At 73.1% G+C, this 22,068-nt stretch carries 17 protein-coding genes; 4 read left to right on the top strand and 13 right to left on the bottom strand.

Annotation, left to right across the window (positions count from 1 at the left end; all coding sequences use genetic code 11):
• Positions 1 to 207 precede the first annotated feature (207 nt).
• The 3 genes from ligA to IEZ08_RS07980 form a co-directional block, all read right to left on the bottom strand.
• Positions 208 to 2,388: an NAD-dependent DNA ligase LigA gene (ligA, locus tag IEZ08_RS07990; protein WP_189241933.1), complete on the bottom strand. Its 2,181-nt coding sequence runs from the start codon at positions 2,386 to 2,388 to the stop codon at positions 208 to 210.
• A 109-nt stretch (positions 2,389 to 2,497) separates the two neighbouring features.
• The gene (locus IEZ08_RS07985) at positions 2,498 to 2,941 is read right to left on the bottom strand and encodes a hypothetical protein (protein ID WP_068926607.1); all 444 of its coding nucleotides are present in this window, start codon (positions 2,939 to 2,941) and stop codon (positions 2,498 to 2,500) included.
• Between the two features lie 190 nt (positions 2,942 to 3,131).
• The gene (locus tag IEZ08_RS07980; protein ID WP_068926609.1) at positions 3,132 to 4,148 is read right to left on the bottom strand and encodes a methionine synthase; all 1,017 of its coding nucleotides are present in this window, start codon (positions 4,146 to 4,148) and stop codon (positions 3,132 to 3,134) included.
• Between the two features lie 116 nt (positions 4,149 to 4,264).
• Here IEZ08_RS07980 and IEZ08_RS07975 point away from each other — a divergent pair, with 116 nt between their 5' ends.
• A complete protein-coding gene (locus tag IEZ08_RS07975; protein WP_189241932.1) occupies positions 4,265 to 4,906 on the top strand; it encodes an MBL fold metallo-hydrolase in 642 nt (213 codons plus the stop codon).
• Between the two features lie 51 nt (positions 4,907 to 4,957).
• Here IEZ08_RS07975 and IEZ08_RS07970 read toward each other — a convergent pair whose 3' ends face one another.
• Positions 4,958 to 5,797, bottom strand: coding sequence for a hypothetical protein (locus IEZ08_RS07970; RefSeq protein ID WP_068926613.1), 840 nt, complete (start codon positions 5,795 to 5,797; stop codon positions 4,958 to 4,960).
• 213 nt (positions 5,798 to 6,010) lie between these two features.
• Positions 6,011 to 7,081, bottom strand: a complete 1,071-nt coding sequence (mnmA, locus tag IEZ08_RS07965) for a tRNA 2-thiouridine(34) synthase MnmA (RefSeq protein WP_084780667.1) — start codon at positions 7,079 to 7,081, stop codon at positions 6,011 to 6,013.
• 101 nt (positions 7,082 to 7,182) lie between these two features.
• Here mnmA and IEZ08_RS07960 point away from each other — a divergent pair, with 101 nt between their 5' ends.
• Complete coding sequence (locus tag IEZ08_RS07960; protein WP_068926617.1) at positions 7,183 to 8,229, top strand: DUF695 domain-containing protein; 1,047 nt, start codon at positions 7,183 to 7,185, stop codon at positions 8,227 to 8,229.
• Between the two features lie 15 nt (positions 8,230 to 8,244).
• Here IEZ08_RS07960 and IEZ08_RS07955 read toward each other — a convergent pair whose 3' ends face one another.
• From IEZ08_RS07955 to IEZ08_RS07945, 3 genes are read right to left on the bottom strand one after another with little or no spacing between them, the layout of a single operon-like run.
• On the bottom strand, positions 8,245 to 9,846 hold the full coding sequence (locus IEZ08_RS07955) for a DUF6297 family protein (RefSeq protein ID WP_189241931.1): 1,602 nt from the start codon (positions 9,844 to 9,846) through the stop codon (positions 8,245 to 8,247).
• Positions 9,843 to 10,484, bottom strand: a complete 642-nt coding sequence (gene ccmA, locus IEZ08_RS07950; protein ID WP_068929137.1) for a heme ABC exporter ATP-binding protein CcmA — start codon at positions 10,482 to 10,484, stop codon at positions 9,843 to 9,845. The genes IEZ08_RS07955 and ccmA overlap by 4 nt, the downstream gene beginning before the upstream one ends.
• 58 nt (positions 10,485 to 10,542) lie before the next feature.
• Positions 10,543 to 11,706, bottom strand: coding sequence for a cysteine desulfurase family protein (locus tag IEZ08_RS07945; RefSeq protein ID WP_084781087.1), 1,164 nt, complete (start codon positions 11,704 to 11,706; stop codon positions 10,543 to 10,545).
• Positions 11,707 to 11,818: 112 nt separating this feature from the next.
• On the opposite strand from IEZ08_RS07945, the gene IEZ08_RS07940 reads away from it, so the two are divergent.
• Positions 11,819 to 12,325: a TetR/AcrR family transcriptional regulator gene (locus IEZ08_RS07940; RefSeq protein WP_068926621.1), complete on the top strand. Its 507-nt coding sequence runs from the start codon at positions 11,819 to 11,821 to the stop codon at positions 12,323 to 12,325.
• A 175-nt stretch (positions 12,326 to 12,500) separates the two neighbouring features.
• Positions 12,501 to 13,697 (top strand): MFS transporter, encoded by a 1,197-nt coding sequence (locus IEZ08_RS07935; RefSeq protein ID WP_189241930.1) that lies wholly within the window; start codon positions 12,501 to 12,503, stop codon positions 13,695 to 13,697.
• Between the two features lie 203 nt (positions 13,698 to 13,900).
• Here the strand turns inward: IEZ08_RS07935 and IEZ08_RS07930 are convergent, their stop codons facing one another.
• The 5 genes from IEZ08_RS07930 to IEZ08_RS07910 form a co-directional block, all read right to left on the bottom strand.
• Positions 13,901 to 14,854, bottom strand: a complete 954-nt coding sequence (locus tag IEZ08_RS07930; protein WP_068926625.1) for an electron transfer flavoprotein subunit alpha/FixB family protein — start codon at positions 14,852 to 14,854, stop codon at positions 13,901 to 13,903.
• A 19-nt stretch (positions 14,855 to 14,873) separates the two neighbouring features.
• Complete coding sequence (locus IEZ08_RS07925) at positions 14,874 to 15,653, bottom strand: electron transfer flavoprotein subunit beta/FixA family protein (RefSeq protein WP_068926627.1); 780 nt, start codon at positions 15,651 to 15,653, stop codon at positions 14,874 to 14,876.
• A 301-nt stretch (positions 15,654 to 15,954) separates the two neighbouring features.
• Positions 15,955 to 17,463 carry a serine/threonine-protein kinase gene (locus IEZ08_RS39395; protein ID WP_229802982.1) on the bottom strand — a complete coding sequence of 503 codons (1,509 nt, stop codon included), beginning with the start codon at positions 17,461 to 17,463 and terminating at the stop codon, positions 15,955 to 15,957.
• A 241-nt stretch (positions 17,464 to 17,704) separates the two neighbouring features.
• Positions 17,705 to 19,696, bottom strand: a complete 1,992-nt coding sequence (locus tag IEZ08_RS07915; RefSeq protein ID WP_189241929.1) for a protein kinase domain-containing protein — start codon at positions 19,694 to 19,696, stop codon at positions 17,705 to 17,707.
• Positions 19,693 to 22,044, bottom strand: coding sequence for a serine/threonine-protein kinase (locus tag IEZ08_RS07910; protein ID WP_189241928.1), 2,352 nt, complete (start codon positions 22,042 to 22,044; stop codon positions 19,693 to 19,695). The genes IEZ08_RS07915 and IEZ08_RS07910 overlap by 4 nt, the downstream gene beginning before the upstream one ends.
• Positions 22,045 to 22,068 lie beyond the last annotated feature (24 nt).

Genomic DNA, 22,068 nt, shown 5'->3' with positions numbered 1-22,068 from the left:
GTTCCGTCACTATCCAGATTGCGACACTCGTCCCATCGATGCCCTATACCACCCAAAACTGCCCGCATATGACCCGGTTTCCCCTCGAAGCAGCACGCCGCACCCGGCCGTCCGCACCTTCCCGGCACGGCGGAACGCCCGCCCTCAGCGCCCTTTCCCGGTCATCACCGCCCACACGGCCGTCCACCGGGCGCTCCGCGCCGCCCGTCACTCCTCCGGCTTGACCGCCACCGCCGCCGCGGCCTCGGGCCCCTCGGACAGCAGGACCTCCAGGCCGTTCTCGTCGAGGATCGGCACGCCCAGCTTGACCGCCTTGTCGTACTTGGAGCCGGCGTTCTCGCCCACCACCACGAAGGAGGTCTTCTTCGACACCGAGCCGGACACCTTGCCGCCCCTGGCCGTCAGGGCCGCCACCGCCTCGTCGCGGGTGAAGCCCGCCAGCGTGCCGGTGACGACGAAGGTCAGCCCGGCCAGGGTCTGCGGCGGCAGGTCGGCCGGGGGCTCGTCCTCCATCCGGACGCCGGCCGCCCGCCACCGGGCGATGATCTCCTGGTGCCAGTCGACCTCGAACCACTCGCGGATCGCGGCGGCGACCCGCGGGCCGATGCCCTCGACGGCGGCGAGCTCCTCCTCGGTGGCCTTCGCGAGCGCGTCGATCGAGCGGAACTCCGCGGCGATGGCCTGGGCGGTGGGAGGGCCGACATGCCGGATGGACAGGGCGACCAGCACCCGCCAGAGCTCCCGGTCCTTGGCCCTCTCCAGCTCCTGGAGCATCTTCTCGGCGTTCTTGCTGGGCGTGCCGTTCTTGTTGGCGAAGAAGGTCACGACCTTGGGCTCGCCGGTCTCCGGATCGGTCTTGGGCAGGCCGGTGTCGGGGTCGCGGACGACCGACTCGATCGGCAGCAGCCGCTCGATCGTCAGGTCGAACAGGTCGGCCTCGGTGCGGACCGGCGGCTCGTGCGGCGGGAGCGGCTGGGTCAGCGCGGTGGCCGCCACGTAGCCCAGGCCCTCGATGTCGAAGGCCCGGCGCCCGGCGGCGAAGAAGATCCGCTCGCGGAGCTGGGCGGGACAGGCCTTGGTGTTGGGGCAGCGCAGGTCGGCGTCGCCCTCCTTCTCGTAGGCCAGCTCGGTGCCGCACTCGGGGCAGTGCGTCGGCATCGTGAACGCCCGCTCGGTGCCGTCGCGCAGCTCCTCGACCGGCTTGACGATCTCGGGGATCACGTCGCCCGCCTTGCGCAGCACCACGGTGTCGCCGATCAGCACGCCCTTGCGCGCGACCTCCGAACCGTTGTGCAGCGTGGCCCGCTCGACCGTGGAACCGGCCACCACGATCGGCTCCATGACGCCGTACGGCGTGACCCGGCCGGTCCGGCCGACGCCCACCTGGATGTCGAGGAGCTTGGTGTTGACCTCCTCCGGCGGGTATTTGTAGGCGATCGCCCAGCGCGGCGCCCGGCTGGTGGAGCCCAGGTTGCGCTGGAGCTCGACGCGGTCCACCTTCACCACGACCCCGTCGATCTCGTAGGCCGGGTCGTGCCGGTGCTCGCGGTAGTGCTCGATGAACGCGTTGATGCCGTCGAGGTCGTCGACGACCCTGTAGAAGTCGCTCACCGGCAGGCCGAGCTCCCGCAGCCGGTCGTAGATCTCCGACTGGGTGCGCGGCAGCGCCGCCCCCTCCCACGCCCCGACCCCGTGGACGATCATCCGCAGCGGGCGCTGCGCGGTGATCCGCGGGTCCTTCTGCCGCAGCGAGCCCGCCGCCGAGTTGCGCGGGTTGGCGAACGCCGTCCTGCCCGCCGCGACGAGCTGCTCGTTGAGCTTCTCGAAGTCCTCCACCGGGATGTAGACCTCGCCCCGGACCTCCACCAGGTCGGGCACGTCGTCACCGGTGAGCCGGTGCGGGATGCCCTGGACCGTGCGGACGTTGGCCGTCACGTCGTCGCCGATCCGGCCGTCGCCCCGGGTCACCCCCCTGACCAGCCGGCCCTTCTCGTAGACGAGCGCGATCGCCAGGCCGTCGATCTTCAGCTCGCACAGGTAGGGGGCCGGGTCCCGCTCGGCCAGCCGTTCCACCCGCGCCTGCCAGGAGACGAGGTCGTCGGCGTTGAAGGCGTTGTCGAGGCTCTCCATCCGCCGCAGGTGGGCGACCGGCGTGAAGTCGCTGGAGATCGGCGCCCCGACCTTCTGCGTCGGCGAGTCGGGGGTGCGCAGGCTCGGGTGCTCGTCCTCCAGCGCCCACAGCTCACGCATCCACGTGTCGTACTGCGCGTCGCTGACGGTCGGCGCGTCGAGCACGTGATAGCGCCAGTTGGCCTCCTCGACCAGCTCGCTCAGCTCCGCGTGCCGCTCCAGCGCGGCCACCGGCACGCCCTCGACCTCAGCGCTCATCGTCCGCCTCTCTCCTCGTCCGGCACCAGGGAGAATCTATCGCCGGACACCGACATTCAGCGGTGTCCGGCGGATCGGCGCCGGCGCGGGGAGAGGGCGCGGGCGGGGATCAGCCGCCCTGGGTGTAGATGGTCTTCCACGAGGTGCACCAGCCGGTCGGGCGGCTGGAGTTGCCCCGGCAGACCTTCGCCTTGATCTGCAGGGGGGCGCCGACGTTCTTGCGGAACGTCCCCGTGCCCGGGGTGCAGTTCCAGTAGCCCGCCGAGCTCCACTTGCCGTTGCCGGAGCTCTGCCAGCGCAGCACCACCCAGGAGCACCCCTTGCCGCGGGTGTCGGAGAGGCTCCCCCTGACCTGAAGCGAGTGCTGGGTGACGACCACCTTCCCCTTGGCGGTGGCGTGGCCGTCGGTCGAGTGGATCGGCCCCCACTTCCAGCTGCTCGCGGAGGCCGTGGCAGCCGTGGCGGCCGTCTCGGCCGAGGCGGCGGTGGAGCCGGCCAGGGTGAGGGCCGCGGCGGCGGTCAGGCCGAGCAGGACGCGGAAGCCGGTGCGCATGAAGAAACTCCAGACATGTAGCTGCAATTCAGTACATGTCAATAGATAAAGCCCGGTACTTGCACGTCACTTGAAACCCGGTAGCGCCCCTGCGACCCGCGTTCCCCTTCCGGCCCCCGGGCGGGGCTCCCCTCCCGGCCTCTCCCGGCCCGGTCCGGGCTCCCCGCGAGCCCCTCTTCTCGAGGGGTCCCTACTCCTCGCCGGGGTCCTCGCGGAGCACGAGGGCGGCCTGACGGCAGCGGGCCAGCGCCGCCTTCGCGTACGCGGGCGAGGCCCCGGCCAGCCCGCAGGAGGGGGTCAGCACGACCTGGGAGGCCAGGGTCGCCGGGGGGAATCCCAGACGGCGCCAGAGCTCGACGGCGGGCCGGGCGACCACGCCGACGTCCGGGAGCGCCGTGTCCACGCCGGGCACGACGCCGAGGAAGAAGGCCGTCCCGGCCTCGACGGCCTCCCCGACCGCGTCCTCGTCGCGACGCCGCAGCAGGGAGGCGTCCAGCGAGACGCCCCGCGCCCCGGCCCGGCGGACCACCTGCAAGGGCACGCCGGGGGCGCAGCAGTGCACGATCGGGAACGTCCCGCCGGGCAGCGCCGCCAGCACCTCGCGGAGCCGTTCCACCGCCACCGGGGCCTCGACGGCGCGCAGCCGCCCGAAACCCGAGGCCGTCGGCACGGTGCCCGCCAGCACGCCGGGCAGGCCGGGCTCGTCCAGCTGGACCACGATCTCCGTGGCGCCCGGCACCCGCTTGCGGACCTCCGCGACGTGCGCGGCGAGCCCTTCGCCGAACGACTCCACCAGATCCCGTACGGCCCCCGCGTCGGCGAGCGTCTTGTCCCCGTGACGCAGCTCGACGGCGCCGGCGAGCGTCCACGGCCCGCATGCCTGGATCTTGAACGGCCCCTGGTATCCCTGAGCCGCCTCCTCCAGCGCGTCGAGATCGCGCGTGAGGTGGTCGCGGGCCCGCTTGGCGTCCCGGCCCGGCCGGTCGGTGAAGCGCCAGCCCGACGGCTGCACCTCCACCGGCAGCTCCACCAGGAGCGACGCGGCCCTGCCGATCATGTCCGCGCCGACCCCGCGCCCCGGCAGCTCCGGAAGGTACGGCAGCGCGGGGATCTCCCCGAAGACGACCTTGACCGCCTCGGCGTGGTCCTCCCCCGGATGCGACCCGACACCGGTCGCGGTCGCCTCACTCCACGGAAACGTGTTCACGAAGGTCAGCTTAGAACCCGCCGGTACGGCCGCCTGACGGCGAGAGGCGGTCCCCGGGCGGAGCCGGGTACCGGTGGCACCCGGGGAGGTCCGCCTCCCCGCCATAAGGTGGGGGCATGCGACTCACGAAGTTCGGGCACGCCTGCGTCCGCCTGGAGAAGGACGGTTCGGCCCTCGTCATCGACCCGGGTCTCTTCAGCGAGGAGTCCGCGCTCGAGGGCGCGCAGGCCGTGCTCGTCACCCACGAGCACTTCGACCATGTGGAGCCCGAGCGGCTGCGCCGGGCCGCCGCGGCCAACCCCGCCCTGGAGATCTGGACCTGCGAGGGCGTGGCCGCCACGCTCACCGACGTCCCGGCGAAGATCCAGACCGTTCGGGACGGTGACACGTTCGGCGCGGCGGGCTTCGCGGTGAAGGTCGTCGGCGAGTGGCACGCCCCCAACCACCCCGACATGCCGATCGTGCAGAACGTCGGCTTCCTCCTCGACGAGGAGGTCTTCTACCCGGGTGACGCGCTCACCCCGCCGGGGGTCGACGTGCCCACGCTGCTGGTGCCCGTCAACGCGCCGTGGATGAAGGCGTCGGAGATGGTCGCCTACCTGCGCGAGATCCGCCCCGCGCGGGCCTTCTCCACCCACGACGGGCTGCTCAACGACGTCGGACTGGGCCTGGTCGACCGGTGGCTGGAGATCGAGGCGGACAAGCAGGGCGCCGACATCCGCCGCCTGAAGCCGGGCGAGTCCGTCACCCTGCCCTGACCGCGCCGCCCCCGGGCCTCCTCGCCACGACGCGAGGAGGCCCGGGAGAGGTCAGGGCCTGGGGAGGTCTTTCTCGTCGATGACCTCGTCGGCGGGCGGGGCGACGACCACGACATGCGATCCCCAGTCGCTGTAGCGGGTGTCGGTCCGCTGGACCGACATCATCCTCGACTTCACCTTCGTCTTCTGGGAGGTCATCAGGCGAGTGGGCAGGCCCGTGCGGTCGGTCCACAACCGCCATGCGATCTCTCCGCCGTCACCGCCGAACAGACTGGACAGCAGCTTGGCGGAGGGATCCTTGGACACCTCGGCGAGCTGCTTGTAGCTGATCGTGCCGCGGTAGAGGAAGCCGCCGGGAACGGCCTTGCCCGCCACGCCCTTGAGCAGGGTCTTCAGGACGGCCGGGGCGAACACGTCGATCGGCTGGTAGCTGGCGATATTGGCCTGGGCGCTTGGGTCTCCCGCGCGTATCCAGGACTTGCCCTGGGGAAGGTTCCTTGCGACGAGGCCGCCGGAGATGTAGTTGCGACGGCCGACGACGATCTGCTGGATCGGCTCCTCGACGATGGCTCGCACCTCGTCGTCGCTCTCGTCTTCCAGCAGCTTCCTGAAGAACGGGTCCATGACCAGCCGCCAGGTCGCGTCGGAGGCGACCGGACCGGAGCGGCCGAACTGCACCCTGCCGTGGATCCGGAACCTCACCGACTCCTTCTCCCTGCCGTCGAGGACGAGCCGCGAGACCTCGGCGATGTGAACGCCGCGCTCGGGGTGGAACTGGCGCTTGAGCGCCCCCACCGGATCGGCGGGGGCGGCCTGCGCCGCGGCGGGGGCCGCGGTCACCGGCACGGACGCGATCAGTACCGCCGCCACCAGGGCGACCCATCGCTTCATCAAGTCACATTCCTCTCCAAGGAAGATGATATTCCGGAGAGATCATCTTTCCAGAGAAATGCGATCTTTCGAGCGGATATATGTACGGAAACAGTGCAGGTCTCATGCACGAGCCGGTCCGCGTCCCCAAGCAGGCGCGTGCTCCCCGCTCCGGCTCCGTTCCGCGCGGCCGGAGTCAGGAGAAAGAGCCAGGAGCCGGAACCGGGAGCGGAGTCAGGAGGCCGAGGCGATGGTCGCCGAGCCGATCACGGTGTCGCCGAGGTAGAGGACCGCGGCCTGGCCCGCCGCGACCCCGGTGGCCGGGGCGTCCAGCGTGATGTGGAGGTCGTCGCCGGACAGCTGGGCGTGGCAGCCGTACACCTCGCCGTGGGCGCGGAGCTGGACCGTGCAGGCCAGCGGCTCGCGCGGGGCGTCCACCGGGCCGTTCCAGACGGGCCGGGCCGCCACGATGGCGGTGACCTCCAGGGCCGAGCGCGGGCCCACCGTGACCGTGTTGGAGACCGGCTCGATGGACAGCACGTAACGCGGCCTGCCGTCGGCGGCAGGGCGGTCGATGCGCAGGCCCTTGCGCTGGCCCACGGTGAAGCCGTAGGCGCCCTGGTGACTCCCGACGACCTCGCCCGACTCGTCCACGATCGGGCCCTCCTCCGCGCCGAGACGGCCGGCGAGGAATCCCCGGGTGTCACCGTCGGCGATGAAGCAGATGTCGTGGCTGTCGGGCTTGTCGGCGACCATGAGACCGCGCCGCGCCGCCTCCTCGCGGACCTCGGCCTTGGTCGAGTCGCCCAGCGGGAAGATCGCGTGCTGGAGCTGCTCCCGGGTGAGCACGCCGAGCACGTAGGACTGGTCCTTGGCGGTGTCCGGGCTCCGGCTGAGCACGCCGTCGGCGAGCCGGGCGTGGTGCCCGGTGGCCACGGCGTCGAAGCCGAGCGCGAGCGCCCGGTCGAGCACCGCCTCGAACTTGATCTTCTCGTTGCAGCGCAGGCAGGGGTTGGGCGTGCGGCCCGCGGCGTACTCGCTGACGAAGTCCTCGACCACGTCGCGGTGGAACCGCTCGGCCATGTCCCAGACGTAGAAGGGGATGCCGATCACGTCGGCGGCCCGGCGGGCGTCCCTGGAGTCCTCGATCGTGCAGCACCCGCGGGCACCGGTCCGGTAGGACTGCGGATTGGCCGACAGCGCCAGATGGACGCCGGTGACATCATGGCCCGCCTCGGCGATGCGGGCGGCGGCCACGGCGGAATCAACGCCCCCGGACATGGCGGCAAGCACACGAAGAGTCATAACCCTCTCAGGGTACCCACGTCGGCGGGCACCGCGCCGGTCCGGTGCCTCCCCGCCGCGCTGTTGGCACGGATCTCATCGGGCTGGGAGAATCCGAAGCTATGCGACTGTTCGGGCGCAAGAGCGACCCTGCTTCGGAACCCTCCGACGGCATCGAGGAGTTCTGGTCGTGGTGGCCCGAGGCCAGACCGGAACTGGACGCGATGGTCGCCGCCGGTGAGGCCGACCGGCTGGCCGAGTGGCTCGGGCCCGCGGTGCAGGTCGTCCACCCGTCCCTGGTGTGGGAGATCGCCCCCGGGCGCACCGCCGACCAGGCGCTGGTGGTCACCGCCGCGGGCGACCCCGAACTGCGCGCCGTGGCCCACCGCTGGGCCGCCGCCGCGCCGCCGGCCGACGCCCTGTGGGAGTTCCATCCGTCCCGGCAGGCCAACCCGGACGCCGTGGGCCTCACCCTCGACGTGGGCGGCTACGGGTTCGCCCTGGACAAGCTCGTGCTCGGCCTGCGGGCCCCGCACGGCAACCCCCGCGTCGACGTGGTCGCCCACCACCCGATCTTCGGCGCCCTCGACGAGGAGACCAGGACCGAGGCGACGCTGCTCGCCCTCGACTGGCTGCTCGGCGAGGACGACGTGGCCCGCTGGCTCGGCGAGATCTCCGCCGTCGAGTTCCCGCCGATCGACGCGGTGCCCGCCGTCCACCTGCCCAGCGTCGTCGCCGATCTCGCCGCCGACTTCCGGGAGGAGCAGTGGGCGCTGCTCGAAGGCGAGACCGGCACCGGCGCGCGCCTGATCGCCACCGCCCGCTACCCGCTCCGCCCGGTCGACTACCCCCTGTTCGACCAGCACATCGCGATCACCCTTCCCTACCTGCACCGCGATCCCGACGGCCTGCCCACCGGCCCATCCCTGGAGGCGCTGCGCGACTTCGAGGAGCGCCTGGCCGGACGGATCAGCAAGCTGAACGGCACCGCCGTCCTGGCCGCGCACATGAGCGCCGAGGGCCAGCGGGTGCTGCACGTCTACGCCGATCCGGCGGGTGAGGCGGCGATCCACGCCAAGGAGCTGATCATCAGCTGGGAGGAGGGCCGGCCCCGGGTGGACGTCGCCGGCGACCCCGCGTGGACCGCCGTCGCCCCCTTCCTCAGCTGATCCCGGCGTCCCGGATCACGGCAGCGCCCTCGGAGCCCTCCCCGCCCCCGCCAGGTAGGCCGAGAGAACGGCCGCGCCGAGGACGGCCTGCCCCGCCAGGAACCCGCCCAGCGCGACGGGCTGGAAGAACAGCGCCGCGGCCAGGGGGAGACAGCCGAGCGCCGCGAGGTCGACGCCGGTCATCGCCCAGGCGACCAGTCCCGTGGGTATCGCTCCCATCGGCGTGTCGATGACCGGCATCGTGTGATCGGCGGGCCTGCGGCGCGCCGTCCGCAGCGCTCCGGCGGCCAGCGCGGGAGCGGCCGTCACCCCCAGCAGCCACCACGGGCCGGCGGGGAGCGCGCCGGTCACCGTGAGCCCGCCCAGCACGAGGACCAGCCAGACCGCGCCCAGCAGCCCCGGCAGCAGCGCCCGGGCGGCGAGGGCCCGGCGGGGGCCGACGCCGAGCAGCCGTGCCAGCGCCGGGTCGTCGCCGTCCCGGCGGGCTCCCCAGGTTCCGGCCGCCGCGGCGGCGAGCCCGCCGACGAGCATGATCCCCATGGTCAGCATGAGGCCGGCGAGCCCGCCCGCCTCCGCCAGTGCGGTCGTCGCGGCGGTTCCCGGCGGGGATCCTCCTCCGGTCCGCGCCGCGACCGCGGCCGGCGCCTCCAGGGACCCGCCGCCGGTCTGCGCGGCGAGCGCGGGCAGCGCGGCGGTCATGAGCAGTACGGCGAGCCGCCCGGGACGGCGTCCCAGCCGCCGCCAGTCCTGCCAGGCCAGCGCCATCGGAGCGGGCAGCGCGGGCCACCGCCGGGACCGCAGCACCCGTCCCCGCCAGTGCTCGTCCTCCGCGCTCCAGGCCAGGGCCTCGGGGTCCATGGTGACGGCGGCGCCGACCGCGCGCCCCGCTCCGGTGGAGGCGGTCAGCAGGGTCCGGGCCGGGATCCGGTCCAGCGCCGTCCAGGCCCGCCGTACCAGCAGGGCGGCGAGCACGGCGGAGACGCCGGCCAGTGCCGCGCCGAGGGTCGGCGGCGCGGAGGCCGCCGCGGCGAGGAAGCGGCGCGCGGGGCCGGATCCCAGCAGCGCGACGGCCGCGGCCAGCGCCACGGTCGTGACGATCACCGGGCCCGCCCACGCGTCCCAGGTCCGCAAGGCCTGCGCCAGCACGGCCAGGGCCATCCCGCCCGTGGCCGCGGCGATGCCGAGGACCATCCCCGCGGCCAGCCGTACGGCCGTGTGGTCCGGAGTGCCCAGCACCGCGAGCAGGCCCACGCCGAGTGCGGCGCCGATGACGACGGAGACCGCGAGGAGGACGCCCGCCGGCCGCCGGAGCACGGCCCGGCGGTCGAGCGGGGAGAGCAGGAGCCAGGTCGCGTCGGCGGAGGAGAGGGTGACGGGGCCCATCATGCGGGCGACGGCGAGGAAGCCCGCGTAGGCCAGCACGACCAGGGCGATCCCGGCTCCCATCCGCGCCGGGTCCGCCTGCCGGGTGATCGCGGCCAGGAGCGTGGAGGCGGGCTGGGACAACATCGCGGCGACCACCGCGAGCCCCAGACCGGTCGAGTAGAGGTCGATCCAGCTCCGCGGCCTGCGGCCCCGCGACCGGACCAAGGCCCTGACCTCCGCGACCGGGCTCATACGGCGCTCCTGGCGCGCCCGTCGGCCAGGGCGACCCGGCGGCCCCGGGCGGCCCCGGCGAGGCCGGGATCGTGGGTGGCCATCACCACCGTCCCGCCTCCGGCCGCGTAGTCCGCCAGGATGGCCGCCAGCCGCTCTCTGAACTCCGCGTCGAGTCCCCGTTCCGGCTCGTCCAGCAGCAGCACCCGGCTCGGCCGGAGCAGGGTCATCGCCAGCACGAGGCGCTGCCGCTGGCCGGTCGAGAGGGCGAACGGCGCCGCGTCCGCCCGCTGCTCCAGGCCGAAGGCGTCCAGCACCTCCTCGACGTCCATCCGGGGCGTGGAGTGGACCGCGGCCATCAGTTCCAGATGCTCGCGGACGGTCAGCCCCGGATACCAGGCGAGCTCGTCGCCGGTCAGGGCGACGTCGCGCCAGAAGGCGGGCACGTCGCGGGGCGGCCCGCCGAGGACGGTGATCTCACCCGCGTCCGCCGTCCGGAGACCGGCCAGGCAGCGCAGCAGCGTCGACTTCCCCGCTCCGTTCGGTCCCGTCATCGCGACGATCTCGCCGCGCGCGACTTCGAGATCGACGCCCTGGAGGACGGGGTTGCCGCCGAGTGTGACCTCGACGGCCCGGACCACGATGATCGGTTCGCTCACCACCCGAATCTAGTCGACGCGGGTCCGGCCGGCGCGGCGGGCGGCGCGGCGGCCGGAGTCAGGACAGGCCGGCGCGGCGGGCCCGCTCCACGACCAGGCCGATCACGTCGATGAGGCGATCGACGTCGGCCTCGGTCGAGGTGTGGCCCAGGGAGAAGCGCAACGAGCCGCGGGCCCGGACGCCGTCGGCGCCCATGGCGAGCAGGACGTGGGAGGGCTGGGCCACCCCGGCCGAGCAGGCCGATCCGGTCGAGCACTCCACGCCCTTGGCGTCCAGGAGCATCAGCAGGGCGTCGCCCTCGCAACCGGGGAAGGAGAAGTGGGCGTTGCCGGGGAGCCGGTTCGCCGGGTCGCCGTTGAGGATCACGTCGGGGACGGCCTGCCGTACCCTGCGGATCAGGTCGTCGCGGAGCTCGGACAGCCGGGCCGCCGTCTCGGCCTGGCGGGTCACGGCGATCCGCACCGCCGCCGCGAGACCGGCGATCGCGGGCGCGTCGAGCGTGCCCGAGCGGACGTCGCGTTCCTGGCCTCCGCCGTGCAGGACGGGCACCGGATCGACCCCCCGGGCCAGCAGCAGCGCACCGACGCCCATCGGGCCGCCGACCTTGTGGCCGGAGAGGGTCAGGGCGTCCACGCCGGAGTCGGCGAAGGCCACGGGGAGCTGGCCGATCGCCTGGACCGCGTCGGTGTGGAACGGGATGCCGTGGTCGCGGGCGATCGCGGCGAGCACCCGGATCGGCTGGACGGTGCCGACCTCGTTGTTGGCCCACATCACGCTGACCAGGGCGACGCTGTCCGGGTCGCGCTCGATGGCGTCGCGGAGGGTCTGCGGGTGCACCCGGCCGAACTCGTCGACGTCGAGCAGCTCGACGACCGCGCCCTGCCGGTCGCCGAGCCAGTGCGCGGGGTCGAGCGCGGCGTGGTGCTCGACCGCGCTGAGCAGGATGCGACCGGCCCCCTTGGCGCGGCGCGCCCAGTAAAGGCCTTTGATGGCCAGGTTGTCGGCCTCGGTGCCGCCGGAGGTGAACACGACCTCGCTGGGCCGGGCGCCGAGCACGTCCGCGATGGTCTCGCGTGACTCCTCCACGACCTGGCGCACCCGGCGGCCCGCCGCGTGCAGCGACGAGGCGTTGCCCACCCGGCCGAGCTGAGCGGTCATCGCCTCGATGGCCTCGGGAAGCATCGGCGTGGTCGCCGCATGATCGAGATAGGCCGACTCCACAGCCGCACTCCCCTTCGCAACTCATTTTTCGGCCTTCCCAGGGTATCCGCGCTCCGGGAGGCCGCCATCCCCGCGTTGACTACTGTACCGTCCGGACGGTACAGTAAGGATCATGAGACGAGAGGATCTGCTGGACGCGGCCGAGGACCTGCTGTCCGACCAGGGATCCTCGGCACTCACCCTGGCCGCCGTCGCCGAACGCGCGGGCTGCAGCAAAGGCGGCCTGCTCTACCACTTCGGCACCAAGGAAGCCCTCATCAAGGGCATGGTCGAGCGGCTGATCGAGGATTTCGACGAGCTCGTCACCAACCAGGACCACGGCACCTACACCAAGCGCTATCTCGCCGCCACGTTCGTCGCCGTGCGCAGCGGCAGGCTGCGACGCTGGGCGGTGGTCACCGGCGCCTCCGGCAACCCTTTCCTGCTGGCCCCGCTGCGCGAGGCGATGGCGCGCTGGCACCGTGAGGGCCTGGAGGCCGAGCCCGACCCGGCGGCCGCGCAGATCGTGCGCCTGGCCTGCGAGGGGTTGTGGGACGTGGTCAGCCACGACCCCGGGCTCTACGACGATGATTTCTACACGGAGCTGGAGCGGCGCCTGCTGGCGCTGCTGCCCGGCTGACGTCCGCCCTCCCACGGCTTTCACCGCCCGGACGACCCGTCTCCCGATCACGACCGGCACCGGCCGGGTGTCACTCCCCGTAGACGTTGGTGGTCGCTTCCGCACGCGCGGAAGCGACCGGCTTGTCTGTTCCCCTCCGGCATCACCTGGAAACCTCCATCGAAGGGATTGCGTCATGACCCGCGACCTGAAGACTGCCCGTAACGGGGCGATCCTCACTTTTGTTCTCGGCGGACTGATGTGTGGATCGATAACCGTGCGCCTCCCGGCGCTGTCCGACAAACTCGGCCTGTCCGAGGCGTCGATCAGCGCTTCCCTGCTCGCCTGGAGCCTGGGCGCGTTGGTGACCATGCAGTCGATGCGCGGGGTGATGACGCGTTTCGGCAGCCGGAGCATCCTGCGGGTCGCCGCGCCCCTGTGCGCCGTCACCCTGGCCCTGCTCGCGTTCGCCCCGTCGTTCCCGCTGCTGCTGGTCGCCTCCGTGCTGTTCGGCCTGGCCTTCGGCGCGCTGGACATCGCGATGAACGCGCAGGGCGCGGCGGTCGAGCGCGCCCACGGTCTCCCGCTGATGAACGGCATGCACGCCGGCTGGTGCGTGGGCGCGATCTCCGCGGGCCTGCTCGGCACCGCGGCCATCGCGGCCGGACTCTCGTTCACGGCCCACCTGGCCCTGATCGCCCTGGCCTCGCTGCCCGCGGCGGTCATGCTCAGCCGCACCTACCTGCCCGATCCCGCCCCCGAGCCGGAGGCCGCCGGGAACGGGACCCGTCGCCGGATGCCGCCGGTGGTCTACCTTCTGGGCGTCATCGCGTTCTGCGCCTTCATGGTCGAGGGCGCGGTGGCCGACTGGAACGGCCTCTACCTGCGCAACGAACTCGGCGCCCCCGAGGCCGTGGCCGCGCTCGGCTACCCGATCTTCGAGGTGGGCATGCTGATCGGCCGCCTGGCCGGCGACCGCGTCCGGAACCGGTTCGGCGCCCGACGTATGATCATCGGCTCGGGTCTGGCCACCACCGCGACTTTCGCCGTCGCCGTCATGTCCTCCTCGGCGGCGGTCGCCGTCCCGGTCATGCTGCTGGTGGGCCTGTCGGTGGCGACGATCTCGCCGGTCGCCTTCTCCCTGGCGGGCGACGCGACCGCCAACCCCGGCCCGGCCATCGCCCAGACGGGCGCGCTGGGCTACGCGGGGCTGCTGCTCGGCCCGGTGATCATCGGCCTCCTCTCCGACCTGGCGTCCCTGCGGGTCGCGCTCGGCGTCGCCGCCCTGCTGGGCGTCCTGATCACCGTGGCCGGCCGGTTCCTGCCCCGATCCGGTACGGCCTCCGCCGCCCCGGCCGGAGCCCCCGCTCCCGGGGTCACCGCGGCCGTCTGAGACGGGATCGCCCGGGGCGGGGCCCGTCCGAGCCGGGGCGGGCCGTTCGAGGAGGTGCCGGACACGGGAACGGCCCCGGACACGAGAACGGCACCGCACGCGAGAACGGCGCCGGACACGAGAACGGCGCCGCACGGAGAACCCGTGCGGCGCCGTTCCCACGATCCGCGTCTCTCGGTCCCGGCCCGTGCGGGCCGAAGGGCCTACTTGCGCTTGGAGATCTCCTCGGTCAGCTGCGGGACGACCTGGTTGAGGTCGCCCACGACGCCGTAGTCGGCGAGCTCGAAGATCGGCGCCTCGGGGTCCTTGTTGATCGCGACGATCGTCTTGGCGGTCTGCATGCCGGCCCGGTGCTGGATGGCCCCGGAGATGCCGGCCGCGATGTAGAGCTGCGGCGAGACGGTCTTACCCGTCTGGCCGACCTGGAACTGGTGCGGGTACCAGCCGGCGTCGGTGGCGGCGCGGGAGGCGCCGACGGCCGCGCCGAGCGAGTCGGCCAGCTTCTCGATGATCGAGAAGTTCTCGGCCGAACCCACGCCACGGCCGCCGGAGACCACGATCGCTGCCTCGGTCAGCTCGGGACGGGCGCCCTTCTCCTCCTTGACGCGCTCCACGACCTTGGCGACCTTCGCGGCGTCGGAGACGGCCACGGAGACCTGCTCCTCGGCGCCCGCACCGGCGGCGGCCTCGACCGGGGTCGCGTTCGGGCGGACCGCGATGATCGGGGTGCCCTTGGTCACGCGGGACTGGACGTTGACGCCGCCGCCGAAGATGGACTGGTCGGCGACCAGGCCCTCCCCGATGCCGACGGCGTCGGTCAGCACGCCGGAGTCGATCTTGATGGCCAGCCGGCCGGCGATCTCCTTCGCCTCGGCCGTCGCGGCGACGAGCACCGCGGCCGGGGACGCCGAGGAGACGAGCTGGGCGAGCAGCTCGGCCTTGGGCGCGACCACGTAGTCGGCGATGTCGGCGGAGTCGGCGACGTAGATCTTCTCGGCGCCGTACTCGGCCAGCTTGGCCTTGGCCTCGGCGGAGTACCCCGGGCCGGCCCAGACGGCCGACGGCGCGCCCAGCTTGCGGGCGAGCGTCAGCAGCTCCAGGGTGACCTTCTTGACCTGGCCTTCGACGTGCTCGACGAGAACGAGAACCTCAGACATCTCAGCTAACCTCCCGTTCTCAGATGAACTTCTTCGACGCGAGGAAGTCGGCGGCCTTCGCGCCGCCGTCGCCCTCGTCCTTGACGATCGTGCCGGCCGCGCGCGGCGGGGCGGCGGCGAAGTCGGTCACCTCGCTCCACGCGTTGGCGAGGCCCACCTGCGCGGCGTCGATCTCGGCGTCGGCGACGCCCAGCTTCTCGACCGGCTTCTTCTTGGCGGCCATGATGCCCTTGAACGACGGGTAACGCGGCTCGTTGATCTTCTCGACCACGGAGACGACCGCGGGCAGCGAGGCCTCGACCCTGTCGTAGCCGTAGTCGGTGACGCGCTGGATCGTGATGGCCGAGCCGTTGACCTCGACCTTGTTGGCGAAGGTGAGCTGCGGCACGTTCAGGCGCTCGGCCAGCATCGCGGCGAGCACGCCGGTGCGGGCGTCGGTGGACTCGGAACCGAGCACGACCAGGTCGAACCCGATCTTCTTCAGCGTCTGCGCCAGGGCGTGGGAGGTGCCCAGGGCGTCGGAGCCGTGCAGGGCGTCGTCCACCAGGTGGACGGCCTTGTCGGCGCCCATGGCCAGGGCCTTGCGGATGGTGTCGCTGGCCTTGTCGGGGCCCATGGTGAGGACGGTTACCTCACCGCCGTGCGCTTCCTTGAGCCGCAGCGCCTCTTCGACCGCGTACTCGTCGAGCTCGTTGACGACGCCGTCGGCGGCGTCGCGGTCGAGCGTCTTGTCATCGGACCTCAGCTTGCGCTCGGTCGCCGTGTCGGGGACCTGCTTCACGCAGACGACGATGTTCATGGCCGGTGGCCGACCTCCCGTGTTCGCGTGCGCCACCGTTCACGGCTGGCGCCGGATGCTCGGTACGCGCACGCGGGGCACGTGCGCGTGATGCCAAGACTGCCAGGTGCCCGAGGGGCTTTTGACAGCGGGTGGCCCGGTCGGGATGTGCCCTCCCTGGTCCCCCGGCAACATGTTACCCATCGGTAGCTTAGGCGCAAACCACCAGGCCGTACGGCCCGCGGCCCGGCCACCCCGGCATGTCACCCCTCCACCATACCGAACTATGTTCCGGAGTCGGCGGGGGCCCCGCCCGGAACGATCAGCTGCTCAGCAGGATCACGACCAGGACGAAGACCACCGTCCCCAGCGCCAGGCCGAGAGTGAGCGGGCTGAAGAACGCGCCGAGAACGATCCACAACGCGACCGACCCCCCGGCGCCGACCAGGTCCACGACCAGCCGCGGGCGGTTCTGCCGGGCGAACAGGGCGACGCCCCCATCGATGATCATGACAGTCCCGTAGACCGTCAACAACAGCAGCGACACCTCGGGCAACGGGCTCTTGGCCGCCGCGGCCGCCAGCGACACCAGCAGACCGGTGCCGATCACCCAGCGGCGGTGGATCACGGCGCGGCGGTGCTCGTAGGCGGCCTCCGTAACGGAGACGTCGAGCCGGGAGCGGCGGTGACCGGGGCGCCATTCCCGGGTGGTGAGGTGGTTCACAGTGTTCTCCCGGTTTTCCCGGTTCTCCCGGTTTTCCCGGTTCTCCCGGTCGCGCCCGCCGCGCCGCACCGAGAGGGCGGGGCGGGGCCGCGGCGGAGCGGGGGGCGGCCCTGGCGGCATGGCGTTCGCGGAGCCCGTGGAGCCCGCGAAACTGTCCGCGCCCGTGGGGCTCACGGAGCCCGCAGAATCCGCGGAGCCCGGGAAGGCCGCGGAGCCCGGGAAGGCCGCGGAGCCCGGGAAGGCCGTGGGACCCGGGAAGAGCGCGGCGCCCGGGAAGGCCGTGCTTGCCTCGGAGCCCGCGACGTGCCCGGCCGGGGCGACGGCCGCCAGCCGGGCCGGCAGCGCGGCGGCGGGCGGACGCGCCACCGGGTCGGGCACCAGGCACTCCCGCAGCAGCGGCTCCAGCCAGGGCGGGACCCCGCCGAGGTCGGGCTCGTGATGGACGACCCGGTAACCGATCGCGGAGGCCGGGCCCGTGCCGTAGGGATGGCGCCCGGTGGCCGCGAAGGCGAGCGTGGCCGCGAAGGAGAAGACGTCGGCCTCCGGTCCCGTCTCCCCGCCCTCCAGGATCTCCGGGGCCAGGTAGCCGGGCGTGCCCAGCACCGCCCCCGAGGCGGTGACCGAGGCCGAATCGAGCAGGCACGCGATGCCGAAGTCGATGACGACCGGCTCGCCGTCGCTCAGGATCACGTTGCCCGGCTTCAGGTCGCGGTGGATCACCCCCGCGGCGTGCACAGCGGCGAGGGCCTCGGCCAGGCCGCGTGCCAGCCGTACCAGGGCCTCGCCCCCGATCGGGCCGTCACCGGAGACCACCGCCGACAGCGGGCGGCCCTGGACGTAGCGGGTGGCGAGGTAGGGACGCGGCCCCTGCAGCGAGGCCTCGATGAGCTCGGCGACGTGCGGCCCCTGGACCCTGCGCATCGCCTCCACCTCGCGGGCCAGGCGGGTCAGGGCCGTCTCGTCGGCGGCGACGTGCGGATGCAGGATTTTGATGGCCACCGTGTGGCCCTCGGGGTCCAGCGCGAGATGAACCTCCCCGAAGCCTCCCGCTCCCAGCGGTGAGAGCAGGCGGTACGGGCCCAGACAATCACCGTCCGGCGCTCCCATGCGACTCCCTCCGGCCTGTCTCCTTCATCGTGCCCCAGACAAGGCCGTCTCGCACGGCGAGATTGCAAGAAACCGCCCGTCCCCGGACATGGAACGCACTCTGGACGGTCCCGCTCTGCCTTCCCGGCAACCGGACTTGAGGTGGCCTTGGGATGAGTTGTCAAGAATCGCCCGAGATGTCCGGGCCAATCCGTCGTCGCCCGCACCGCGCGGAGGCCCCGGCGGCCTCCGGCGGGGGAACTCACTTCCAGAAGGTCAGGAACCCGAGACCGAGGTCCTTGAGCAGGTCGTCCACCAGCCCGCCGATGAGGTCCATCACACCCATGGCGCTGTCGTGCGCCTGGGCCTTCCACTCCCTGGTCAGCTCCGCCACCACCTCGGAGGGCGGCTGCCACGGGGTGAAGACCGGGCTCATGCCGATCGCGGCCGTCACCGCGAAGAAGGCGGCCGTCCCCAGGACGAGCGTGGTCACCATGGCGGCGCCGGGGCTGCGGATCGCCCCGGTCAGCACGCGGGAGACGGCCTTGCGGGGCTTGCCCCCGCCGGGCAGCACGAAGAGCCCGGCCACGAAGGCCCCGGCCGCGAAGCCGGCGGCCTTGTCGGAGCTCTCCAGCTGGCCGATGTAGATCAGGGCGCCCCACACGCACATGCCGAGCATCGCGGCCACCGGAGCGGTGATCAACGTCGCCACCCCCGCCTTGATCAGCGCCCAGGGCGTGCCGACCACGGCGAGCAGCGGATCGGAGGCGCTGCCGCCCCGCGCCGAGCGGCGGTCGGCCAGGTCCCCGAAGAGGTATTCGCCCACCCGTAGGCAGACCACCGCGACCAGCGCGAACGCGCTCACGATGACGGGCAGCACGCAGGCCAGCGCGACCACGATCGTCAGCAGCAGCGCTCCGGCCAGCGGATGGGCCCTGCGATACGGCGCGCGGGCTGGGACCTGCGTCTCCGGCGGGGTGTGGGGCCGGGGACGGGCCGGCGGCGGCGCGACCGGCTGCGCCGGGCCCGTCGGCTGCGGCGGAGGGTACCCGGCGACCCGCTGGTCGGGGTAGGGCGGCGGCGCGAACCCGGGCTGCCGGGCCGCGGGCCGCGCCGGGACGTACGGCGGCGGCGGTGAACCGGCCGGGACGTACGGCGGCGGCTGGCCGTTCGCAGGCGCGGTGGCGGCCCGGCCCTTCGGCTCGTTCCTGCCCTCGCGGGGCCTGCGCTCGCGCCGCTCCGGCTTGGCGTACTCCACCGGCGGGAGCAGGTCGGAGTAGGTGTGGTCCTGCGGCAGCATCCGGGTGCCGCCGGGAGGCGGTGCCTGGCCGTTCGGGGAGGAGGGGACTCCGCCGGGGCCCTTGCCCAGCGCCTCCGTCCGCGGGTCGAGCACCTTCGTGCCGGGGTCCAGGATCGCGGTCGGCGGCGGTTCCTCGTGGAAGGCCGTCACCGCCGGGTCCAGGGAGCGCGCCATCCGGTGCAGCTGCTGCGCGCTCGGCCGGGCCGCGGCCTCCACGTTCAGCGCCTGCTTCAGCCAGCCGCGCAACCAGGCGGGGGCCAGGTCCAGGTTGGCCCGGCCCTCCATGATGTTGAAACAGACGACCTCGAAAGCCCCCGTGCCGAACGGGGGCTTGCCGGTCGCGGCGAAGAAGACCGTGGAGGCCAGCGCGTGCACGTCGGCGGCCTGGGTGATCTCGGAGTCCCGGATGATCTCCGGGGCGAGGTATCCCGGCGTGCCGACGAACATGCCCGTCTGGGTCAGCCGGGTGGCGTTGACCAGGTGCGCGATGCCGAAGTCGATGACCAGCGGCTCGCCGTCGACGAGCATCACGTTGGCCGGCTTGAGGTCGCGGTGGACGACGTCGGCGGCGTGGATGGCCACCAGCGCGGCGCACAGCCCCCGGGCCAGCCTGATGACCTGGTCGTCGGGGAGCGGGCCGTCCTGCAGGACCGTGTCCTCAAGGGTGCGGCCGGGGGCGAACCGGGTCACGATGTACGGCTGCGCGCCGGTCAGCTGGGCGTCCAGCACCTCCGCGACGTGCGGGCTGCGCACCCGCCGCATCGTCTCCACCTCGCGGGTGAGCCGGTCACGGGCCTTGAGATCGGCGGCCACGTGCTGGTGCAGGACCTTGACGGCCACTTCACGGCCGTCCTCGTCCAACCCGAGGTAGACGGCCCCCATGCCGCCCTCGCCGATCTTGCTGAGCAGCCGGTACGGTCCCAGCCGCTCAGGCGCCTGCGTGTCCCCCGTCATTGCGCCCGCTTCCGTAGTTGCTGCAGTTCGTCCACCACCGTCCCGATCCGGACGTCGACCGGTGCCCACGTCGCCTCCCGCGCCCGGTCACCCACGGTGCCCACAGCGAGGAAGACCATCAGCACGACCACGACCCCCAGTGCCGCGGCCGTTCCCGCGGCCGCGCCCCGTGAGGGAAGCAGTGATGCCAGACTACGTCGCATCTGCCGCCCGGGTGCTTCCACGCCCGGACCGGCGCAGATCGTCCACAGCGCGACCGCCGTCCCCCAGGCGAGCGTGTTCACCTCCGGCATCGCCGGTACCAGCACCGCCAGCAGCAGCGTCACCGGCAGGCCGAGGATGAGCCCGTACGGCACCAGCGCGACGGTGACCCCGATCGACTTCAGGAGCGCGCCCGGGTGGGAGAACACCCGGAACGCGTCGGCCGCCGCCGGGGCGGTCCCCCGGCGGCCGCTCAGCTGCGGCTGGGCGATGTCGGCGGCGCGCAGCAGGATCGCGATCGGCACGATCACGGCCGCGACGAGCACGGGGGCGACGACGGCGGCGATCGTCACGATGGCGAGCAGCAGCAGGCTCGCCGCGGTGTGCGCCGCGAACTGCTGCGGCGGCTGGCCGGGCCGCAGGCCCGGGTGGACCGGTCCGGGGGCCGGCGGCTGGTAGGGAGGCGGCTGGTAGGCGGGCGGCTGCGGGGCGTGCGCCGCGGAGTGCCGCGCGGACGGCGCCTGCTGCTCGAAGAGCCCCTGTGGCCGTCCGTGAACCTGCTGCCCGTGAACCTGCTGCCCGTGAACCTGCTGTCCGTGAACCTGCTGTCCGTGAACCTGCCGCCCCTGCTGACCGGGCCCCTGGGGGTGCGCGACGGAGCGCCCCGCCTGGGGTGAGGACTGCTGCGGGGACGGCATGCGTCCGCGCATGTACTCCGGCAGCTCGTGAGGGCGGACCCGCTGGGTCGGGATGTCCCCGTCGGCCACCGGGGAGGTGGCTCCGAGCTCCCCGGTCACCCCGTGGCCGCCCTGCGCGGTCCGGCCCCGCCCGGACTGGTCGTGACCGGTCCCGGCCTGACCGCTCTGGCCCGGAGCGGTGCCCCGGTCGCGGACTCTGCCGGTGGGGATGTCCTCCGGTTCGAGCATTCCGGTGGGCAGCTCGTGCGAGGCCGGCTGGGCCTGCGAACCCCGGGGGTTCTCCCGGCCCTGCTCGGCCGCCACCTGGCGCAGCTCCTCGGCCGTCACCCGACGGGTGGGCCAGTTGTCGGCCGGCGGCTGCTGCTCGCCGAGCAGCGAGACGTACTCGCGCGGCGGGAGCGAGGGGGCCGGAGGCCAGGGGGCCGCGGGGTTCGTCCCCGGGCGTGACGCCACCGGCGTCGCCACCTCTCCCGGGTCCGGGGGGAGGAGCGATCCCGTGGCGGGTCCCGCCGCCGGAGGACCGGAGACGCCCGGCCCCGTCCGCACGCCGGACCCCGCCGGGCCGCGCGAGCCGGGGAAACCGCCGGAGGCGGAGTCGTCGAAGCGCGGGACGGTGGTGATCTCGTCCGGAGGACGGTGCCGGTTCGGCCGGCTCGCCTGCGGCATCAGGCGCGTCACCTGGTCGACCAGCTCGGCGGCCGAGGGCCGCCTGGCGGGGTCGCGGTGGAGGGCGGCGCGCAGCACCGGCTGGAGCTCCCGGGGGGCGCCGGCCACGTTCGCCTTGCCCGCGGTGATGTTGTAGAAGATCATCTCCAGCGTGCCCTTGCCGAACGGCGGCTCGCCGGTGGCGGCGAAGACCAGCGTGCCCGCCCAGGCGTGCACGTCCACCTCGGGGCCCGCCTCGTGGCCCTCGATGATCTCCGGGGCGAGGTATCCCGGCGTGCCGATGAACATGCCCGTCTGGGTCAGCCGGGTGGCGTCCACGGCCTGCGCGATGCCGAAGTCGATGAGGACGGGCTCGCCGTCCAGGATGAGCACGTTGCCGGGCTTGAGGTCGCGGTGGATCACCCCGACGGAGTGCACGGAGGCCAGCGCCGCGGCCACTCCCCTGGCGACCTTGAGCAGCGCGGGCAGATCGAGCGGGCCGTCCTGCTTGACGACCTCGTCCAGCGGCCGGCCCGGGACGTACCGGGTGACGATGTAGGGCCGGTGGCCGGTCACGTCGGCGTCGAGCACCTCGGCGATGTGCTCGCTGCGCACCCTCCGCATGGTCTCGACCTCGCGTGAGAGCCTGCGGCGCGCGACGTCGTCCCCCGCCACCTCCGCGCGCAGAACCTTCACCGCGACCTGCCGCCCCTGCGGATCGACGGCGAGATGGACCACGCCCATGCCACCCTCACCGAGCCGCCTCAGCAGTCGGTATGGCCCCAGTCGGTCGTCCTGATTCATGGCATGAAGCACCATACCGGCTTA

Source organism: Planobispora rosea, from assembly GCF_014648175.1.
Classification (GTDB): domain Bacteria; phylum Actinomycetota; class Actinomycetes; order Streptosporangiales; family Streptosporangiaceae; genus Planobispora; species Planobispora rosea.
Note: the sequence above shows the minus strand (reverse complement) of the source record. Positions and strands in the feature narration are given on the sequence as shown.